Origin of the sequence: Acinetobacter sp. YH12096 (assembly GCF_013419215.1) — a bacterium.
Lineage (GTDB): Bacteria > Pseudomonadota > Gammaproteobacteria > Pseudomonadales > Moraxellaceae > Acinetobacter > Acinetobacter amyesii.
Genome location: NZ_VPAM01000022.1, coordinates 35,232 through 53,128, shown reverse-complemented (window position 1 = coordinate 53,128; position 17,897 = coordinate 35,232). Strand labels below are relative to the sequence as shown.

Annotated in this window: 19 protein-coding genes, 4 tRNA genes, 1 pseudogene and 1 riboswitch; of the genes and pseudogenes, 18 read left to right on the top strand and 6 right to left on the bottom strand. The window is 41.2% G+C overall.

What is annotated here, in order from left to right; all coding sequences use genetic code 11:
* The first annotated feature begins 23 nt into the window (after positions 1-23).
* From FTU36_RS10565 to panD, 11 genes are all read left to right on the top strand, one after another.
* Positions 24-1,736 (top strand): hypothetical protein, encoded by a 1,713-nt coding sequence (locus FTU36_RS10565; protein ID WP_180005451.1) that lies wholly within the window; start codon positions 24-26, stop codon positions 1,734-1,736.
* A gap of 9 nt (positions 1,737-1,745) precedes the next feature.
* Positions 1,746-2,324 (top strand): lipoprotein insertase outer membrane protein LolB, encoded by a 579-nt coding sequence (gene lolB / locus FTU36_RS10560; protein WP_180117819.1) that lies wholly within the window; start codon positions 1,746-1,748, stop codon positions 2,322-2,324.
* 28 nt (positions 2,325-2,352) lie between these two features.
* Positions 2,353-3,192 (top strand): 4-(cytidine 5'-diphospho)-2-C-methyl-D-erythritol kinase, encoded by an 840-nt coding sequence (ispE, locus tag FTU36_RS10555; RefSeq protein ID WP_180011570.1) that lies wholly within the window; start codon positions 2,353-2,355, stop codon positions 3,190-3,192.
* 3 nt (positions 3,193-3,195) lie between these two features.
* Positions 3,196-3,270 (top strand) — tRNA-Gln (locus tag FTU36_RS10550).
* 38 nt (positions 3,271-3,308) lie between these two features.
* A tRNA-Gln gene (locus FTU36_RS10545) sits at positions 3,309-3,383 on the top strand.
* 28 nt (positions 3,384-3,411) lie between these two features.
* Positions 3,412-3,486, top strand: a tRNA-Gln gene (locus FTU36_RS10540).
* A gap of 91 nt (positions 3,487-3,577) precedes the next feature.
* Positions 3,578-3,652: transfer RNA gene (locus FTU36_RS10535), tRNA-Gln, on the top strand.
* A gap of 37 nt (positions 3,653-3,689) precedes the next feature.
* Positions 3,690-4,643 carry a ribose-phosphate pyrophosphokinase gene (locus FTU36_RS10530; RefSeq protein ID WP_078191360.1) on the top strand — a complete coding sequence of 318 codons (954 nt, stop codon included), beginning with the start codon at positions 3,690-3,692 and terminating at the stop codon, positions 4,641-4,643.
* Between the two features lie 98 nt (positions 4,644-4,741).
* On the top strand, positions 4,742-5,038 hold the full coding sequence (gene rplY, locus FTU36_RS10525) for a 50S ribosomal protein L25 (RefSeq protein WP_078192179.1): 297 nt from the start codon (positions 4,742-4,744) through the stop codon (positions 5,036-5,038).
* A 20-nt stretch (positions 5,039-5,058) separates the two neighbouring features.
* Positions 5,059-5,634: an aminoacyl-tRNA hydrolase gene (pth, locus tag FTU36_RS10520; RefSeq protein WP_168378106.1), complete on the top strand. Its 576-nt coding sequence runs from the start codon at positions 5,059-5,061 to the stop codon at positions 5,632-5,634.
* Positions 5,635-5,784: 150 nt separating this feature from the next.
* Positions 5,785-6,165 (top strand): aspartate 1-decarboxylase, encoded by a 381-nt coding sequence (gene panD, locus FTU36_RS10515; protein WP_078192181.1) that lies wholly within the window; start codon positions 5,785-5,787, stop codon positions 6,163-6,165.
* Positions 6,166-6,238: 73 nt separating this feature from the next.
* Here the strand turns inward: panD and FTU36_RS10510 are convergent, their stop codons facing one another.
* Positions 6,239-6,853: a GDYXXLXY domain-containing protein gene (locus FTU36_RS10510; RefSeq protein ID WP_257224835.1), complete on the bottom strand. Its 615-nt coding sequence runs from the start codon at positions 6,851-6,853 to the stop codon at positions 6,239-6,241.
* Positions 6,850-8,691: a DUF2157 domain-containing protein gene (locus FTU36_RS10505; protein ID WP_180021954.1), complete on the bottom strand. Its 1,842-nt coding sequence runs from the start codon at positions 8,689-8,691 to the stop codon at positions 6,850-6,852. Before FTU36_RS10505 ends, FTU36_RS10510 begins: the two co-directional genes overlap by 4 nt.
* 170 nt (positions 8,692-8,861) lie before the next feature.
* Positions 8,862-9,015, top strand: a riboswitch (FMN riboswitch).
* Positions 9,016-9,118: 103 nt separating this feature from the next.
* Here FTU36_RS10505 and ribB point away from each other — a divergent pair.
* Complete coding sequence (gene ribB, locus FTU36_RS10500) at positions 9,119-9,778, top strand: 3,4-dihydroxy-2-butanone-4-phosphate synthase (RefSeq protein ID WP_180117817.1); 660 nt, start codon at positions 9,119-9,121, stop codon at positions 9,776-9,778.
* An 86-nt stretch (positions 9,779-9,864) separates the two neighbouring features.
* Here ribB and FTU36_RS10495 read toward each other — a convergent pair.
* Positions 9,865-10,474 (bottom strand): annotated as a pseudogene (locus FTU36_RS10495) (LysE family translocator).
* A gap of 63 nt (positions 10,475-10,537) precedes the next feature.
* Positions 10,538-11,026 carry a DUF1289 domain-containing protein gene (locus FTU36_RS10490; protein WP_111885315.1) on the bottom strand — a complete coding sequence of 163 codons (489 nt, stop codon included), beginning with the start codon at positions 11,024-11,026 and terminating at the stop codon, positions 10,538-10,540.
* A gap of 189 nt (positions 11,027-11,215) precedes the next feature.
* On the opposite strand from FTU36_RS10490, the gene FTU36_RS10485 reads away from it, so the two are divergent.
* The 5 genes from FTU36_RS10485 to FTU36_RS10465 all read left to right on the top strand — a co-directional run bounded on the left by FTU36_RS10485 (position 11,216) and on the right by FTU36_RS10465 (position 14,612).
* Positions 11,216-12,148 (top strand): rhodanese-related sulfurtransferase, encoded by a 933-nt coding sequence (locus tag FTU36_RS10485; protein ID WP_180025801.1) that lies wholly within the window; start codon positions 11,216-11,218, stop codon positions 12,146-12,148.
* Between the two features lie 194 nt (positions 12,149-12,342).
* On the top strand, positions 12,343-12,639 hold the full coding sequence (locus tag FTU36_RS10480; protein ID WP_180005055.1) for a hypothetical protein: 297 nt from the start codon (positions 12,343-12,345) through the stop codon (positions 12,637-12,639).
* 389 nt (positions 12,640-13,028) lie between these two features.
* Positions 13,029-13,640: a DedA family protein gene (locus FTU36_RS10475; RefSeq protein WP_180117815.1), complete on the top strand. Its 612-nt coding sequence runs from the start codon at positions 13,029-13,031 to the stop codon at positions 13,638-13,640.
* Between the two features lie 21 nt (positions 13,641-13,661).
* Positions 13,662-14,072: an ABZJ_00895 family protein gene (locus FTU36_RS10470; protein ID WP_078191370.1), complete on the top strand. Its 411-nt coding sequence runs from the start codon at positions 13,662-13,664 to the stop codon at positions 14,070-14,072.
* A gap of 123 nt (positions 14,073-14,195) precedes the next feature.
* Positions 14,196-14,612: an ABZJ_00895 family protein gene (locus FTU36_RS10465; protein WP_180117813.1), complete on the top strand. Its 417-nt coding sequence runs from the start codon at positions 14,196-14,198 to the stop codon at positions 14,610-14,612.
* A gap of 80 nt (positions 14,613-14,692) precedes the next feature.
* Here the strand turns inward: FTU36_RS10465 and FTU36_RS10460 are convergent, their stop codons facing one another.
* Together FTU36_RS10460 and FTU36_RS10455 are read right to left on the bottom strand one after the other, a co-directional pair.
* Complete coding sequence (locus FTU36_RS10460; protein WP_078191372.1) at positions 14,693-15,217, bottom strand: YecA family protein; 525 nt, start codon at positions 15,215-15,217, stop codon at positions 14,693-14,695.
* A gap of 67 nt (positions 15,218-15,284) precedes the next feature.
* Complete coding sequence (locus tag FTU36_RS10455; protein WP_078191373.1) at positions 15,285-15,494, bottom strand: PA3496 family putative envelope integrity protein; 210 nt, start codon at positions 15,492-15,494, stop codon at positions 15,285-15,287.
* A 399-nt stretch (positions 15,495-15,893) separates the two neighbouring features.
* Between FTU36_RS10455 and rpoD the strand changes: the two genes are divergently transcribed.
* Positions 15,894-17,783, top strand: coding sequence for an RNA polymerase sigma factor RpoD (gene rpoD, locus FTU36_RS10450; RefSeq protein WP_180117811.1), 1,890 nt, complete (start codon positions 15,894-15,896; stop codon positions 17,781-17,783).
* The last annotated feature ends 114 nt before the right edge of the window (positions 17,784-17,897 follow it).

Below are 17,897 nucleotides of genomic sequence, written 5' to 3'. Positions count from 1 at the left end.
AGCATTACTTGGATCAAGAAAAATTGCGTCTAACAAATAGCCGACTGAACGGCCAGACAATAAAGCAGTATTCTACCACATTCTTACTTGTTGGTAGCATGGCTTCTACTGCCCCAATTCGGGCCGTGGGAGAAGTTTACCATGCAAATTCAGGATATGATGCAATTAAACAAAGTATGATTGCAGAATTTGCCTTAGCTTATAACGACATTCCAACCGCGCTTCATAATTACACCGTGCTTGCGATCAAAAGTAAATCCACCATGGTCAAACAGCGTGCTTTAAACGTTGCTATTGAGCAAAATGATTTACAAGCAGCCTTAGACATTGCCACACATTGGGTTGTGCAAGAACCTGAAGATGTACCAGCATTATTTTATTTATCACATATTGCTTTGAAAGCCCATGAATATGAGCTTGCCGCCGAAACACTTGATAAAATTTTAACCATTGACCCAAATGCAGATTTAGAACAAATTTTGGCGGGTATTTCCCCTGAATCAGAGGAAGATCGCGCTTATCTGATTCAAGCACTGACCGCTAGCAAGGAAAAAACCAACCCTTCTATTTTGGTCTTAGTCGCAGGTTTACAAGCTCAAAATGGTGCCTTTGCTGATGCCTTAGACACCATTAATTTAGCACTGAAAAAACGCCCGAAAGTGACTGGCTATATCCTAATGAAAGCCAATTTACTTATGTCGTTAGGCGATGAAGAAGAAACCTTAAAATGGTTCGAAAAATCCAGCCGTAAACACCGCAACAATATGGAAGTTCGCTTAGCAGAAGCAAAATATTTAATTAAAATCAATCAGTCAGAATTAGGTCTAGAAAAACTCGAAGATATACTAAAGAAATGGCCATCTGCTGAAGAACCGCTATTTATGGCAGGTTTGACCAGTATTGACTTAGAGCTTTATGAAAAAGCCGAAAAGTATTTGGTGGAGTTACGTTATTCGAGCAAATACCAAAATGAAGCGTATTACTATCTCGCAGTAAATGCTGAACGCAAACAGCATTATGAAACGGCAAAAGCCTATTATCGCCTTGTTGATGGCAGTCTTTATACAGTTTCACGGCGCAATATGATCAGCATTTTTAGCCAGCAAAATAAGCTGCATGATGCACTGCGCTTTTTAACCCAAGAGCGGGTTAATTATCCTCAACATGCCAGTTTCTTATATCTTGCTCAGGCAGATATTTTAAAACGCATGAACAATAAAAAAGCAGCAGTTCGTTTACTTGATGAAGCGGTAAAAAACTTACCTGAAGATCCAGAGCTCATTTATGCCGAAGTTCTACTGCTCGACGCCCATCAAGATAAAGATAGACTCGACCAATTACTAAAACAATTACTTGAAATTGAACCCAATAGCCCGACCTATTTAAATGCATATGCCTATACCTTGGCGGTACAAAATAGACGCTTAGATGAAGCCCGAAAATATGTCGAACATGCCTTGGAATATGCTCCTGAGCAAGCCTCAATTTTAGATACGTTCGGTTATATTTGTTATTTGCAAAATGATTTTAGTACCTCTGCATCGGTTTTGGCCAAAGCGTATGAACTGAGTAATAGTTTAAAAATTGGCATTCGCTACGCACGATCAGTCTTCATGCAAGGTGATATGAATAAATTTGACGCGTTGTTACAACAACTCCAACAAAAACATCCGAATGATCCGCAATTAGAGCAACTACATTCGTTATTGTTACCCCAACCCATGAAAAAGAGTTAGAAAGACTTTATGCAAGTATCTTCAAAATTTGGGGTATCTGCCCTGACCTGCTGCGCTTTATTTTTTACCGGTTGTCAGCAATATGTTAAAACACCCGATCAATCCAGCCCTGAAGAAGTCGCTGCAAATCAATTCAACTTACAAGGTAAGATTGGTGTGCGCACGCCACAACAGTCAGGAAGTGCTTTTTTTACTTGGGTTCAAGACCGCAATGAATATGATATCGAACTGAGTGGCATATTAGGTGTTGGAAAAACTCAAATCAGCGGTAAACCCGGTCAAGTTCAGTTAAACAGTGCAAAAACCGGTTTAATTGAAGCAGAAACACCTGAAGAATTACTGGAACGTGCTACTGGTTGGCAAGCTCCCATTACCCACCTCGTCGACTGGGTACAGGCGCGCCCTGCAACCACACAAGCAAAAATTCAACGCGATACTGCACAGCGCCCACAACAGATTATTGAAGATGGTTGGACGGTTGACCTAAGCTATAACGAGACTGCGACGGTACCGAACAAGTTAATTTTAAAACAAGCACTTGAATCCGGTCAGGAAAACCGTATTACAATGGTGATTCAAAATCGTTAATTTGCCTAAAAGCTGAGCTATGACTTCTGTGATTCGTGTACCTTCTCCTGCAAAACTCAATTTGTTTTTGCACATTACTGGCCGACGTCCTAATGGATATCACGAATTGCAGACGATTTTTCAGCTCATCGATTTATCTGATTGGATGGAATTTCACCCACTTGCAAATTCTGCTGATGAAAATTTTATTCAAATTGAGGGCTTAAACAGCGTCAATCTAGAGCAAAATTTAATTTATCGTGCTGCTCAAATACTCAAACCGTTTGCTAAAGCACTGACTGCACAAAAAATCCACATCGAAAAAAATATTCCGATGGGTGCAGGGCTCGGTGGTGGTTCATCCAATGCAGCAACAACCCTTATTGTGCTCAATCAACTGTGGAAATGTGGTCTAAATACTGAACAACTAGCAGAACTCGGCTTACAACTTGGGGCAGATGTTCCCGTGTTTGTACATGGTTTAAATGCATGGGCTGAAGGCATCGGTGAACACTTAACATTCATAGATTTAGCTCAAAAACAGTACATTGTGCTGAAACCTGACTGTTTTATCAGCACTCAACTGCTTTTTTCACAAAAAACGTTGACAAGAGACTCAAAGCCCACTAAATTTTGCGGCTATCAGGAAACGCCATCTGATTTTGGAAATAACTTTGAGCCTGTGGCACGAAGCTTATATCCCGAAGTCGATGAAGCAATGCAGTACTTAGATCAGTTCGGTGCAGCAAAGCTTACAGGTACAGGTGCTTGTGTATTTACTGAAGTGACTGAAAATATGAATATTGATGACATATTGAAAAATGCACCATGTAAATCTTACTTGGTTCGCAGCTTACAAGAATCACCATTACGTCATTTTGAAGTTTGATATAGGGGCGTCGCCAAGTGGTAAGGCACCGGGTTTTGATCTCGGCATCCGTTGGTTCGAATCCAGCCGCCCCTGCCATCATTTTTCACCTGTAGATGTAATTGCTGTAAAGTATTAGGGGCGTCGCCAAGTGGTAAGGCACCGGGTTTTGATCTCGGCATCCGTTGGTTCGAATCCAGCCGCCCCTGCCATTTACTTTATTCGCTATTTCATCAATTTAGGGGCGTCGCCAAGTGGTAAGGCACCGGGTTTTGATCTCGGCATCCGTTGGTTCGAATCCAGCCGCCCCTGCCATTTACTTCAAAAAAGACAGAGCATAATTTGCAGTATCTTTGTTGTTTCAACTTGACAAAATACCGCAAAAATATTAAAGTTCTGCCGCATTAGGGGCGTCGCCAAGTGGTAAGGCACCGGGTTTTGATCTCGGCATCCGTTGGTTCGAATCCAGCCGCCCCTGCCATCTAATTCCCTAATTTGCCAACCGCCAAGGGTGCTTCATGCCCAATCTTGTCGTTTTTAGTGGATCTGCACATCCACAATTCGCCCAAAAAGTCGTTAGCCACCTTCACATCCCTCTAGGTGCTGCATCTGTAGGTCAATTTTCTGACGGTGAAATCGCTGTCGAAATTACTGAAAATGTTCGTGGTAAAGACGTATTCATCGTACAACCAACTTGTGCCCCAACTAACGATAACCTTATGGAAATCTTAGTTATGGCTGATGCTTTGCGTCGTGCAAGTGCTGGTCGTATCACTGCTGTCATTCCTTACTTTGGTTATGCTCGTCAAGACCGTCGTCCACGTTCAAGCCGTGTGCCAATTACAGCAAAAGTTGTTGCAGATATGCTCACAACTGTTGGTATTGACCGCGTTGTCATGATCGACCTTCATGCTGACCAAATCCAAGGTTTCTTCGATATTCCTGTAGACAACATCTACGGTACTCCTGCACTTTTAGCAGATCTTCGTCAACAGTCACACGACAACTTAATGGTTGTTTCTCCTGACGTTGGTGGTGTAGTACGTGCGCGTGCTGTAGCTAAGCAAATGGGTGATATCGATCTTGCGATCATCGACAAACGCCGTCAAAAAGCGAATGAATCTCAAGTAATGCACTTGATCGGTGACGTTAAAGGCCGTGACTGTGTCATCGTTGATGATATGGTGGATACAGCAGGTACATTGTGTAAAGCTGCTGACGCACTAAAAACTTTTGGTGCTCGCAAAGTTGTTGCTTACGCAACTCACCCTGTACTTTCTGGTAAAGCTTTAGAAAACTTGAAAAACTCTGTGATTGACGAATTGGTTGTAACAGACACCATTCCGCTTTCAGAAGAAGCTCAAGCTCTTGGTAAGATTCGCCAAGTTTCAGTTGCAAGTATGGTTGCTGAAACAATTCGTCGTATTAACAACGAAGAATCTATTAGCGCAATGTTCGATTCTTATCTATAATATAGCGCTAAATTTAAAAGCCCTACCTTTTGGTGGGGCTTTCTATCACTAGACTGGTCGAAGGTCTAGTCAATTAAACTTAAATAGGAATGTCTATCATGGCAAACTTCGTATTAAATGCAGTAGCACGTGAAGAAGCAGTACAAGGGAAAGGTTCGAGCCGCCGCCTTCGTCTTCAAAATAAAGTACCAGCAATCATCTACGGTGGTGCAGCTGAACCTGTAGCAGTTACTTTGGAACTTCGCGAACTTGTTAAAGCTTTAGAAAACAACGCATTCTTTGAAGAAGTTGTTGAAATCAACATTGACGGTAAAGCTGAAAGCGTTAAAATCCAAGCTTTACAACGTCACCCAGCTAAAAACACTCCTATGCACGCTGACTTCAAACGCGCATAAGTGTTAAATGGTGTAAATGAGTGAGTAAACTTTCACTGATTGTTGGTTTGGGTAACCCAGGTTCTGAGTATGCCCAAACCCGCCATAATGCAGGCTTCTGGTTTGTAGAACGTCTTGCAGAACAATATGGCATCCAACTTAAAGCTGATCCTAAATATAAAGGCATCAGTGGTCGTGGTAATATCGAAGGTCAAGACGTTCGTCTGCTGTTACCTACAACCTTTATGAACCTCTCTGGTCAAAGTGTTGTTCCCTTCGCCAAATTCTATCAAATTGCTCCCGAAGCAATGCTTATCGCACACGATGAACTTGATATGAACCCTGGTGTCATTCGCCTGAAAACTGGCGGTGGTCATGGTGGTCATAATGGTTTGCGCGATATCGTCCCGCATATTGGTCCAAATTTCCATCGTTTACGTATTGGTATTGGTCATCCTGGTTCTAAAGAGCGTGTCTCAGGCCATGTCTTAGGTAAAGCACCAAGTAGTGAACAAGGTTTAATGGATGATGCTATTGCACATGCCTTATCACGTACTAAATTGTTGGTAAGTGGTGAGATTCAGCAAGCCATGAACCAGATCAACGCTTACAAATAGAACTGACAATTCCACAAATTGTTGAACAATACTTATTGCCATCTGAATGATTTCAGAGCAAAATGCGCTTGCATTTGACTGCTCACCCAGCATTCAAGAGATTGTTCCACCATAAGATACGATCTTAGGTCTACCAAGGAGACGCTAGCCATGCTATCTCGTTTATTAAAAGCTAAAATCCACCGTTGCGTCGTTACACAAGCAGAATTACATTATGAAGGTTCTTGTGCAATTGACGGTATTCTTCTAGATTTAGCCGGTATCCGTGAATATGAAGAAATTCATATGTGGAACGTGACTAATGGTAAGCGTTTTACCACTTATGCCATTCGTGGTGAAGAAGGTTCTGGCATTATCTCTGTAAATGGCGGTGCTGCTCACCAAGCAGATATTGGTGATTTGATGATTATTGCAACTTTTGGCGATTTCACAGAAGCTGAAGCAAATGCACATAAGCCACGTTTAGTCTATGCGAACCCAAATAACACAGTGAACCACACAGCGAACTGTATTCCAGTTCAAGTTGCTTAATTCAAGCATTCAAAGATTCTAAATGCCCGCAAATTTGCGGGCTTTTTTATGCGATCAATCACATAATCCGCTTTTATTCACTTCGTGGCCCCTTCCACCAAACTTTCTTCTGCTCACACAGAAGTGACTGCAGGTTTTCACCCACTAGACCCACCAATAAGGGCTGACCATTTTCCTGTACTTTCAGCTCTGCAAATTGCGCATCGCGATAGCACGGTTCCAAGCCTTCGGCAAACAAAAAGCTGCTTGCAGCGGGATATAAACCCTCAAATCTATTGTCAGGATTTTTGAGCACCAGTTTTGTAGATGAGCTTGGATACTGCACTAATAACTTTGGATTGAAACTGGTTCGAATCACTCTACGCTGTGCATCAAGCTGCACATAACTCACAATACTTTTTTGATCTACAAAATAGTCACGGTGTACATTTTCTTCTTTGTTCGCTTTGGCAGTCTGCCCATTAGCAGATTGCTCTTCAGAAGGCTGACCACCAAAATAGAGCTGATAATTCAAGGCCATATAATCTCCTTGAATCAAAGAGCGAGGATCGACCGGTTGCAGCTTTACATAAATACTCTGACTGTTTGCCAGATGCCATTCATGCCGTGCAATCATCAGTACAAATAAAAGAATACTGAGTACAGCCAAACCAATAGGAAGCATTTTTTTATTGAGTATGTTCATCATGCTCCTTCCCCTTGTTTATGCTGTATCGCAGTTAACATTTTGGTGATGCCAAGCAGCAAAAGACCAGAGATCAAAATCGTTAAACTTTTCAGTAAAAAGCTCAACCCTAAATTGTAATACAGCATCCATAAGCTAAAAATGATCAACACGATGCAAAGGGCTTTAACCAAAGATTGCTGATAGACCTGCGCCCATGCCAATAAAACCAATAACAAGAAAATTTCAAAATAGCCCATCGCAATCAGCACAAGGCCCAATAGCAGTAACAGCCATTTTTCGCGCCCCGTCTGTTTTTGCTGATTTGCGATGTAAAGGCCAAGCCAAACCACAGGCAGTAGATAAACGATAAACAGGTCAAGAACACCATGTTGGGTCTGTTCAAAATGTAGAACGTTATTTGACAAGGTCTGCAACACCACACCCGCCAATACGATGCATAACATCCACAACACAACACTTTTTCGATACATCGAGTGCAACCAAGCTGTTGCACTCCCGAGCAAGAAAATCAGTAGAATATAATTCAATCCAATCACAGCTAAGATGACATGTTCATCGCTCATAAAAAGATCGGCATCAAATAGTGTGGCCACTGCAAGGCCATATCCTGCAATGAGTTGAATAAAAACAATAAACCAATGCATTCGACTAAACAAACAGAGCAAGATAACGCCAATTTGTAATACTAAAATAAACCCAATGCTATCGGTCAAGCTCTCTGTATGTATGAAGACCGCAGATTGGCCACATACCCATAAGCAGTAAGCAAATTGGCGACTAAAGATACTTTTAGCTCGTCGAATCAACCACCAAGCCACAGCCACAAAAACTAAGCCCATGACGATTGAAAACGCCTTCCAATAGGTCAGCAATAAGCTCGATAAAATAATGCCTGCGAACCATGCCCCAATCGCTAAAGGAATAACCGCAAATTTAGTCTGTGGCAGAAATTTCATCAGTGCCCAACTGATCACCGCAAACCAAGCAAATATCAGCAAGGCAAAAACCAACAATCCTGCACTCGAGTCAGATAAAATATGTTCTGCCCATTGGAAAATCAAAATACTGAAACTCGCGGCGAGACCTGCAGCTTGTAAACTGGTTTCTAATGCACGATGTTGTCGATAAAAATAGATAATCAGATAAATTGGAAGCAACAATGCAAAAATTAAATATTGCCATTGATACTGCTCTGCCCCATTTCCGCAGTATAAAAACATGCAATACATCGACATTAGTGTAATAAATGCAACAAATACAAAGCGCAGTGCAGCATAATATTTCAAACACAAGGTCACACATATTGCGGTCAATACATTCATGCAGAGTAAATACCACCATGAATGATCAACGATTAAATAGCTTTGTTTAAAATATAAAAATAATGCCAATTGACTGATCAAACACAGTAACGCAAAGACTCCAATATTCGGTCGAGATAACCAAGGTAAAAGCAGCAAAGCCCAGACCAAAAATAACAGATAACTGTCTGCTCCTGTTTGATAGACCTGCCCAATCACAGCTAAACTTAATCCGAGCAACAAAGCACTTAAAGCATCTAAGCTTTGCTGAATCCAAGCATGCCTTACAAAATATACACTCGTCACAGCACTCAGTACCAACAGCAACATTGGAATTGCCAATTGAATAAATTTGGGTAACATCAGCCAGTTTGCCGCGATCAAATACACGAAACTGGCTGCTATCAGTGCAACACCGATCACTTGCAGATACCGAATGACCTGTACATCTTGGAACAGATCTGTTGAAAACTCTTGATCTAACTGTGAACGATGCAGCTTTATATTCTGCTGCTGAGAATGCTGAGGAAGCGTCATTTTTTATCATTATGCAATCATGGTTGATTTATTGGCACGATAGCATGCTTTGGCACACTTTATAAAAATGCTTACAAATCCAATCTTATAACTTTACTTATCTAAAATTTTGCAAATGATTCTACGCAATAATTCCCCATCACCACACAAACAGGTCTATACTCAAGACACATCGCTTCAGGGCGGGGTGAAACTCCCCACCGGTGGTAAATTTGCTGGGTTGAACGCCCTGCAAAAAGCCCACGAGCCAATCGTTTAAACGCGATTCGCAGATCAGGTGCAATGCCTGAGCCGACGGTATAGTCCGGATGAAAGAAGACGACGTCACATCTCTATATCATTGATCATTTTCAATATATATCGTAACGCCACTATTTCACATGTCCTGAAATGTTCAACCGTATCTAAAATTTACGCGAGCGTTTCAATGTCTAGTTTAATTCAACCCGAAATTTTCTTTTCTGCCCTTCCACCTGCAGAACAGCGCATGCTGCAAGCCTTAGAAGACATTCGTCATGGCAAGCCTGTTTTAGTCATGGACGATTTTGACCGTGAAAATGAAGCCGACCTGATTGTTGCTGCAGAAACACTCACTGTAGAAACCATGGCACGTATGATTCGTGACGGTTCAGGGATTGTCTGCCTGTGTTTAACCGATGCTCAGGCTAATCATTTAGAACTTCCACCCATGGTGTCTGATAACTCTAGCCATTTTAAAACTGCCTTTACCGTCACCATTGAAGCGGCGGAAGGTGTTACTACTGGAGTTTCTGCAAAAGACCGAACAACTACAGTCAAAGCCGCAATTAAAGATGGTGCTGTTGCTGCTGACTTAAACCGTCCGGGTCATGTTTTTCCTTTAAGTGCGCGTGAAGGCGGCGTATTGACCCGTCGTGGACATACTGAAGGGACTATTGATTTGGCCCGTCTAGCCGGTTTAAAACCTGCAGGTGTTTTGTGTGAATTAACCAACCCAGACGGTACGATGGCGAATGGCGTACAAGTTTTAGCGTATGCACAAACCCATCATTTGACTGTACTCACCATTGACGAAATTGTGCAATATCGCTTACAGCACAATCTCTAGTTCGAATAAATTAAAGCTCTACACGTTCATAAAAAGGCTGATTGAATCAGCCTTTTTATTTTTTACTGCACATTTCAAGTTAAGAATTAAGCCGTGAATGTGCTATAGATGCCATAGATGGCAACCACCACTAAAATCAACCCACACAGGGCCAACAATTTTTTATACCAACGTGATTTCGACAATCGATGAAAAGATAAATACACCAAAGACAAGGTCGCAAAATCTAAAACGATCCAACTGAGGGTCAACACAATTAAACTCAGATCAAGATGAGGAGTAATTCCTACAAACTGCGGAAAAAATGAAGCAAAGAAAATAATATCCTTAGGATTTGAAATCCCCACGATCAGTCCTTGCTTAAAGCCCCCTTGAGCTGCTTTTAACTGCAGAGATTGCTCAGTGGGCTGTGTCATCACTTCTTTTAAAATATCAAACCCAATATAAGCAATATATACAACCCAGTATTTTAATGCCATCGAGCCAGTGCGCATTCACATTTAAAATGCCTTTTAAAATACACACTGACAGCACAATCAAAATCAGTGACGCAAAATTTGTCCCGACAATGGTTTGAAATGCCTTTTTATATCCGCCTTGTAAACCTGCACTCGCGACCAACAGCATGACAGGTCCAGGTGTTGCAATCATTACGATGACTGCCACACAATATAAAAAGTACTCCGAATAATTCACGCTGAGATTCCTTCACTTATTTTTTTTACATCACGATAAATTTCATAAATAAAAAAAGAGGACTTAGTCCTCTTCATCCATGTTTTGCAATAAATGCAAGCGAATGGCATCTGCTCTTAAAAATGCCAAATCATAGCTGGCTGTGGCGAGTGCTAAAACACGACGCTCAAATTCATCCCACAACGGTCGCACCTGTTTGTAATGTATCCCGAGTCCACTTTCATCTGTGAAATGACGGTTTTTTTCGCAGAGCTTGAGTGCGTGATACAGTTTACGGCCTTTACTTGCATCTGGACGTAAGCGAACTCGCTTAGACAAAACAAAGCCTTCGACATGAACGATATCTGCTTGCGGCAACATCGGTATTAAAATTTGATCTAACTGCGCATCTAAACGACACCAAATGGCCGTGTGTTGCTCGGCTGTATAGGTATTCCATTTTATGACTTCATGGTTAAAGCGGCGGCAACCACGGCAGACTGAATCACCAAATACCGTAGAACAACGCCCTGCACATGGGGTCAACGAGGCAATTCGACGATCAGTACTCAAAACCGGCTCCATTCAATCAATATTTATGGGATAGAAACAACTCGGCATGACTATACACGCTAAAACTGCTGAAATGAAGCCATGATGAAATGTGTGGCTAAAAGCCACCGCATTACTCGCTTATTCATCCAAATCGCGGTAGAATGTGCGCCTTAATTTTTATCTTGTTTTATTCATTTGGAGTACTCCATGAACGCTACTGTAGAACAGCTTGCACCTGTAGAACAGCAAGCGACCTCTGGTTGGGTTGTTGCCGCACTTTATCAATTCAAAGAAGTTCAAGATCCTGCTGATCTTCAACAACGTCTTTTAGACTTGGTAAAAACCATCAACCTTTGCGGTACTCTAATTGTGGCAGGTGAAGGTATTAACGGTACAGTTGCTGGTGACCGTAAATCTGTAGATATCATCCATCAGTTCCTTCTCAACGAAGGATTCAATGCGATGGAATACAAAGAATCGCATAGTGCGGATAAACCATTCCGTAAAATGAAGATCAAACTGAAAAAAGAAATCGTGACTTTAGGTGTGGAAGTGAAACCACGTGATTTAGTCGGTCACTATCTTGATCCTAAAGAATGGAATGAACTAATTACACGTGATGACGTAATCCTAATTGATACACGTAACGACTATGAGTACAAAGCAGGTACATTTAAGGGTGCGATTGACCCGAAAACTGAGACTTTCCGTGAATTCCCTGAATACGTGAAAAAAGAGCTTGAGCAGCATAAAGATAAGAAAATTGCCATGTTCTGTACAGGCGGTATTCGCTGTGAAAAATCAACCTCACTTTTACTTCAAGAAGGCTTTAATGAGGTTTATCACCTTAAAGGCGGTATCTTAAAATATTTAGAAGAAACCCCTGCTTCCGACAGCATGTGGGAAGGTGAATGTTTCGTATTTGACGGTCGTACTGCTGTCACTCACGGTATGGAAGAAGGCGAAAATATCAAATGTCACGCATGCGGTTGGCCACTGGCTCCTGCTGAAGTTGAACTTCCGAGCTACGAACACGGCGTATCATGCAAATACTGTATCGACAAAACTACTGAACAGCAAAAAGCAGGCTTCCGTATGCGTCAATCACAAATTGTGGCAGCAAAACGTAAGCGTCTCTAAGGAAAATTTGTTGTAACGATATATAAATAAAAGCCCTATTTTTAGGGCTTTTTTTACGCATTCTCAACAGTGACTTAATTTTTTTGACAAAATAACTATATCTGGTTATTTACGAGAATCAGTTCGCGCATTTATGCTTATTCTGATCAATTGATCCGAGAAAATCATTATAGATAATTGAAAAGGAAAGCATTATGCCAAAATTAATCAACTCTCCTATTGCAACCTCAAGGCACCTTGTTTTACCCGCTCCCCGTGTAAAAGAAAGTGTAGGAGAATTAAAACACCTCCTTAACCAACAGTCGCATATTTTGATAGTCAGTATTGCTACATGCATTGGTGCAATTTTTGCCTTATTTATTGCTTATACATTGCACTTACAACCCACTATGCTCAACATTCTTGGACTTTGTGTGATTCCATTTGCTTTATCTCTGAGCTTACGCCAAGTCTATATTCACACACTGTTAAATATGGAACATGATGATTAATTTATGCACCTTGCAACGCTACTTATTGCAACTTTGTCCTACGCTGTTCAGTACATAAAACGATTTTTAAGGCTGCTAAAGCGCCAAAAATCAAAAATAAAATCCAAACTGAACAGCGTACACTCAATACTATAAAAACTATGATCCAAGCCTTTCAATTCTTCAATCTTATATCATTCAGCATTGCTTAATGCCATCACGCATTAATACATTTTCCTTCTAATTAAGCCTACATGTTCCTTCTAATTAAGCCTACATGCTACTTAATACAAGATGAACTCAATATTTATTGTTTTTGCTTAGGTGATTTCAGGAATATCTAAAACTGAACTTTACCCACTGCGCTTTTCAACATAGGATAAATACACCTTTTCTCTGCCTTGGCTGCCATGAATTTAATTGAATGGATCATTTCAATCATGGAACAATTGGGTTATCTCGGTATTGCCCTGCTCATGTTCCTTGACAATGTCTTCCCCCCAATCCCCTCAGAAATCATCATGCCCTCGGCTGGCTATTCTGCCTCCCAAGGTCAACTGCTACTCATTGGTGTCATTATTTCAGGCTGCATTGGCTCTTTACTGGCGGCAGCATTGCTGTATTGGATTGGCTATAAATTTAAGCATGAATCCATCTTCCGCTTCGTCGATCGTTATGGAAAATATTTATTCATCAAATCTGCAGATGTCAAAAAATCTCTAGCATGGTTTGAGCAATACGGTCACCGCATTGTATTTTTTGGCCGAATGATTCCGGCTGTGCGTTCTCTCATAAGTATTCCTGCAGGAATGAGCCGCATGCCATTTTGGAAGTTCATGTTTTATAGTGGTTTAGGTACGATTATTTGGACCACCTTTTTAGCCTGTGTAGGCTTTTATTTAGGTGAAAACCAGCAGTTAATGCAGCAAATATTTAGTAAAGTTGGACATGTGATTATTCTGATCACAGTCATCATTATTGCTTGGATTTTGTATCGCCGACATCAACGTCGACATCGTTAATTTTTTGTTTTTGGGGCTTTCATGAAACACTATCTCCTGCACTTTGCTGCTGTTTATAGCATTGCCTTGGTGCTTTTGATTACCGTATTAATCTTTGGATTAAATCTTGGCGGTATCACCTTAATTCCTACATTGGTGGCATGTGCATTAATCAGCGTTGGGCATTTTGTAAAGAAAGAACAACGTGTGCCGAGCAACCATGAAAAGATCCAACTGGTTTGGGGCTCGAGTGCTGTTGCAATCATCATTGGTAGTTTTTTTGTGCTGTTCTTGGTGCTGATGAATCCCAATGCCGAAAGCATTATGAAGTCTGTAGATAATGCAGGCATTGGGCTAACTGCTGTGGTTATGCTTTGTTTGGTCGCCATTCATGGCACGATATTTCATATTGCCTACGGTTGGTATGCAGACTACTGTGCTAAAAAATTATAATTTTTTCAATGTATTGCGTTAAAATCTGAATTATCACCCCTTCACTGAAACTTAAAATTCAATGAACATACTTCGGGCAAGCCATACTTGCCCTTTATATAACGAAAACATGAACATTGAATAATGAAAAAATACATCATCACATTTAGCATTGCTTATGCCCTCGCCATGGTCGCTGTCGCAGCCATTGAATCTTTCTTTGATTTACCCGGTGGTTCATCTATTACCTGTCTCATCGTGGGCGGTTTTTCTGCGGCATCCAGCTTTGTCAAAGACCATAAGCGAGTGCCAGATAAGGCTGAAAAGAAAACCCTGATTTGGAGCTGTATTTTGGCTTCGGTACTGATTAGTGTCGTCGCGACCGTCATTTGTCTCTTAATCTTCCCAGAAACCCAAGCCTTTATTCAAATGGTGCTAACGCAATTACCCGCTTGGGTCTGGCTGCTTGCTATCAGCTTTACGCTACTTATCCATTATCTCGTGTTGGCTTTATCTTTTGGATGGATGGCGAAAAGCTTCTTAAAAGCCCAACGCAGTTAAGCATTAAGATTGATTTTGAATTAAAAAAGTACAGCGCTAAAAAAAGCACCCCAAGGTGCTTTTTTTAAATTTCGTCGAAATTAATTTGGTGTGTGATACATCAAATATAATTCGTTCAAATTGGTTGGGATTTCTTCTGCAAGTTCATCCATCAACTGACCATTGCGACGGAAAGATTCCATTTGTGGATCTTCTTCATCAATGCCGCTGAACACCATGATTGGCAAAGTTAAATCAACCAATTGTTCTTCAAACTCGTCGGTGAACCATGCATCTTCGTTTAGGAACATGGCATCAACGAAGCCAACACTCCAGTCACCAAGACTTGATTCAACATCGGCTTCTTCAATTTCAAATGGAAATTCAATACCATCTTCATTGGCAAGATTCTGACGAATCGATTCGAGCCATGCTTTTACTTGCGCAATAATTTCAGCAGGTACTTTTTTCTGATTGTTATCAAAAAGTTCGTCTAGCCATTTATCAAAAGCTGGGCCTACTGCAATTGCACACAAAAAACCATGAGTCGCTGCAAAATCTAGACCATGCTCGTTGTCATCGCCGTCTAGATAGTCACTCAAAAGGTCTAAATCTAAAGCACTCATTTCAAATCCAGAGTTAGAAACTTAATGCGTAAGCATAGCATTTTCAAGCGCTATGCTAAATCGCTATTTAGTCTTCTTCGTCATCAAAATCATCGTCATCGTCGATGTCGTAATCAAAATCTTTAAGCTCACGTTCAAGACGGCGCTGAGCCAGAAGGTCATCAATAAGTCGGCGCTTTTCTAACGATTCTTTCGCGCTAGTTTTTGCACTGGCCTCATCGAAATTCACATCATCATCACCGTAGTTATCATCTAGTTCAAAATCTGTAGAAGACACCAAAACTACCTCATAATGAAAAAAATTGAAGGGGTCTAGCCGCTATTTATATGGGATATAAAATATTGTCAAGTTTTATTTGTTTTTTTAACAACTAAACTTTAAAAATAGGTCTTTTTTTCTTACCAAAACCTGTGGCATGATATAATCCACCCTGCGTCCTTCATTTTTATGACAGTCAAAGATGACTCGTAAAATAATCGATGCATGGGATGAACTTGAAAACAACAATTTCAGCCCCACCTAAATTACTGAATTTAAATTTTTAATATCTCATTGGACAGCTTGATGCTGTACCGTCCTAATGGGATAAGCCAGCTATTCACAAGATTTAATGAGACGATCGTGCTAAAATGCACGGTTTTTTACTGCCACAGATTCAACGAAGAGTAAGCAAAGATGAGCGATATGACTTCCCCTACTTCTCAAGTAGCGGCTCTGATTAGCCGAGGCAAAGAGCAAGGTTACCTAACTTTCGCCGAGGTTAACGATCATCTCCCGGACTCAATCACTGAAAGTGAACAGATTGAAGACATCATTCAGATGTTGAATGACGTGGGTATTCCGGTACATGATCGTGCACCAGAATCTGACGATACAATGTTTGAAGGTGGCAGCGAAGCGACTGACGAAGTTGCTGAAGAAGAAGCCGCTGCTGTACTTGCATCTGTTGAAAATGAACCCGGTCGTACCACTGACCCTGTGCGTATGTATATGCGCGAAATGGGTACAGTTGAGCTTTTGACACGTGAAGGCGAAATTAGCATTGCAAAACGCATCGAAGAAGGTATTCGTGACGTTTTACATTCTATTGCTTATTGGCCAAATGCAGTCGAAGTTGTACTGCAAGAATACAAAGATTATGAAGCGGGTGAACGCCGTCTAGCGGATATTCTTTCTGGTTATTTAGATCCAGAATCTGACGAAGCCATCCCAGAAGTGATCGATGAAGATGATTCTGAGATCGATGAAGATGAAGCGTCAACCAACAAGCCAACTAAAGATGTCAAACTTGATGATGACGATGAAGAAGAAGAGTCTGAAGGTGATGATGATTCTGAAGGCGAATCTGGTCCAGATCCTGAAATTGCTAAAGCACGTTTCACCGAGCTTGAACAAGCATGGTTAGTCACTAAAGCCGCAATTGAAAAACATGGTCGTAACAGTAAAGAAGCTGCTGCTGCACTTGAAGCACTTGCAACTGTGTTCATGATGTTCAAATTCACACCACGTTTATTCGACATCATCTCTGATTTGATTCGTAATACCCATGACCAAATCCGTACTTCTGAACGTGAAGTTATGCGCTATGCAGTACGTCGTGGTCGTATGGACCGTACTCAATTCCGTACGTCATTCCCAGGCCAAGAATCTAACTTTGCTTGGTTAGATGAACAAATTGCTAAAGCACCTGCAGAAATGAAAGGCTATCTTGAAAAAGTCCGCCCTGACGTTCTGGCATTCCAACAAAAAATCGCTGACATCGAGAAAGAACTTGGCTTAGATGTTAAAGGCATCAAAGACATTTCTAAACGTATGTCGATTGGTGAAGCAAAAGCTCGCCGTGCGAAAAAGGAAATGGTTGAAGCCAACTTACGTTTGGTAATTTCGATTGCGAAAAAGTACACCAACCGTGGTTTGCAATTCCTCGACTTGATCCAAGAAGGTAACATCGGCTTGATGAAAGCGGTGGATAAATTCGAATATCGTCGTGGTTATAAGTTCTCTACTTATGCAACTTGGTGGATTCGTCAGGCGATTACACGTTCGATTGCCGACCAAGCACGTACTATTCGTATTCCAGTACACATGATCGAAACCATTAACAAGATCAACCGTGTATCTCGCCAACTTCTTCAAGAAATGGGTCGTGAACCGACACCTGAAGAATTAGGTGAACGTCTAGAAATGGACGAAGTGAAAGTTCGTAAAGTGCTTAAAATCGCGAAAGAACCAATTTCAATGGAAACACCAATTGGTGATGATGAAGATTCGCATCTTGGTGACTTCATTGAAGACGGTAATATCACCTCTCCTATTGACGCTGCAACGTCAGAAGGCTTAAAAGAAGCAACACGTGAAGTTCTTGAAAACTTGACTGAACGTGAAGCGAAAGTCTTGAAAATGCGTTTCGGTATCGATATGCCAACCGACCATACCTTGGAAGAAGTGGGTAAACAGTTTGACGTAACACGTGAACGTATTCGTCAGATTGAAGCGAAAGCATTGCGTAAATTACGTCATCCTTCACGCTCAGAACACTTACGTTCTTTCCTTGAGAATGATTAACCTATAACTAGGACAATGCAGGCTTGAATATGGGGTTTTCCGCCCCATATTATGAGCATGTAGCAAATGATTCCAAATACCTGCTCATTGCAGGTATTTTTAAATAATGAGGTG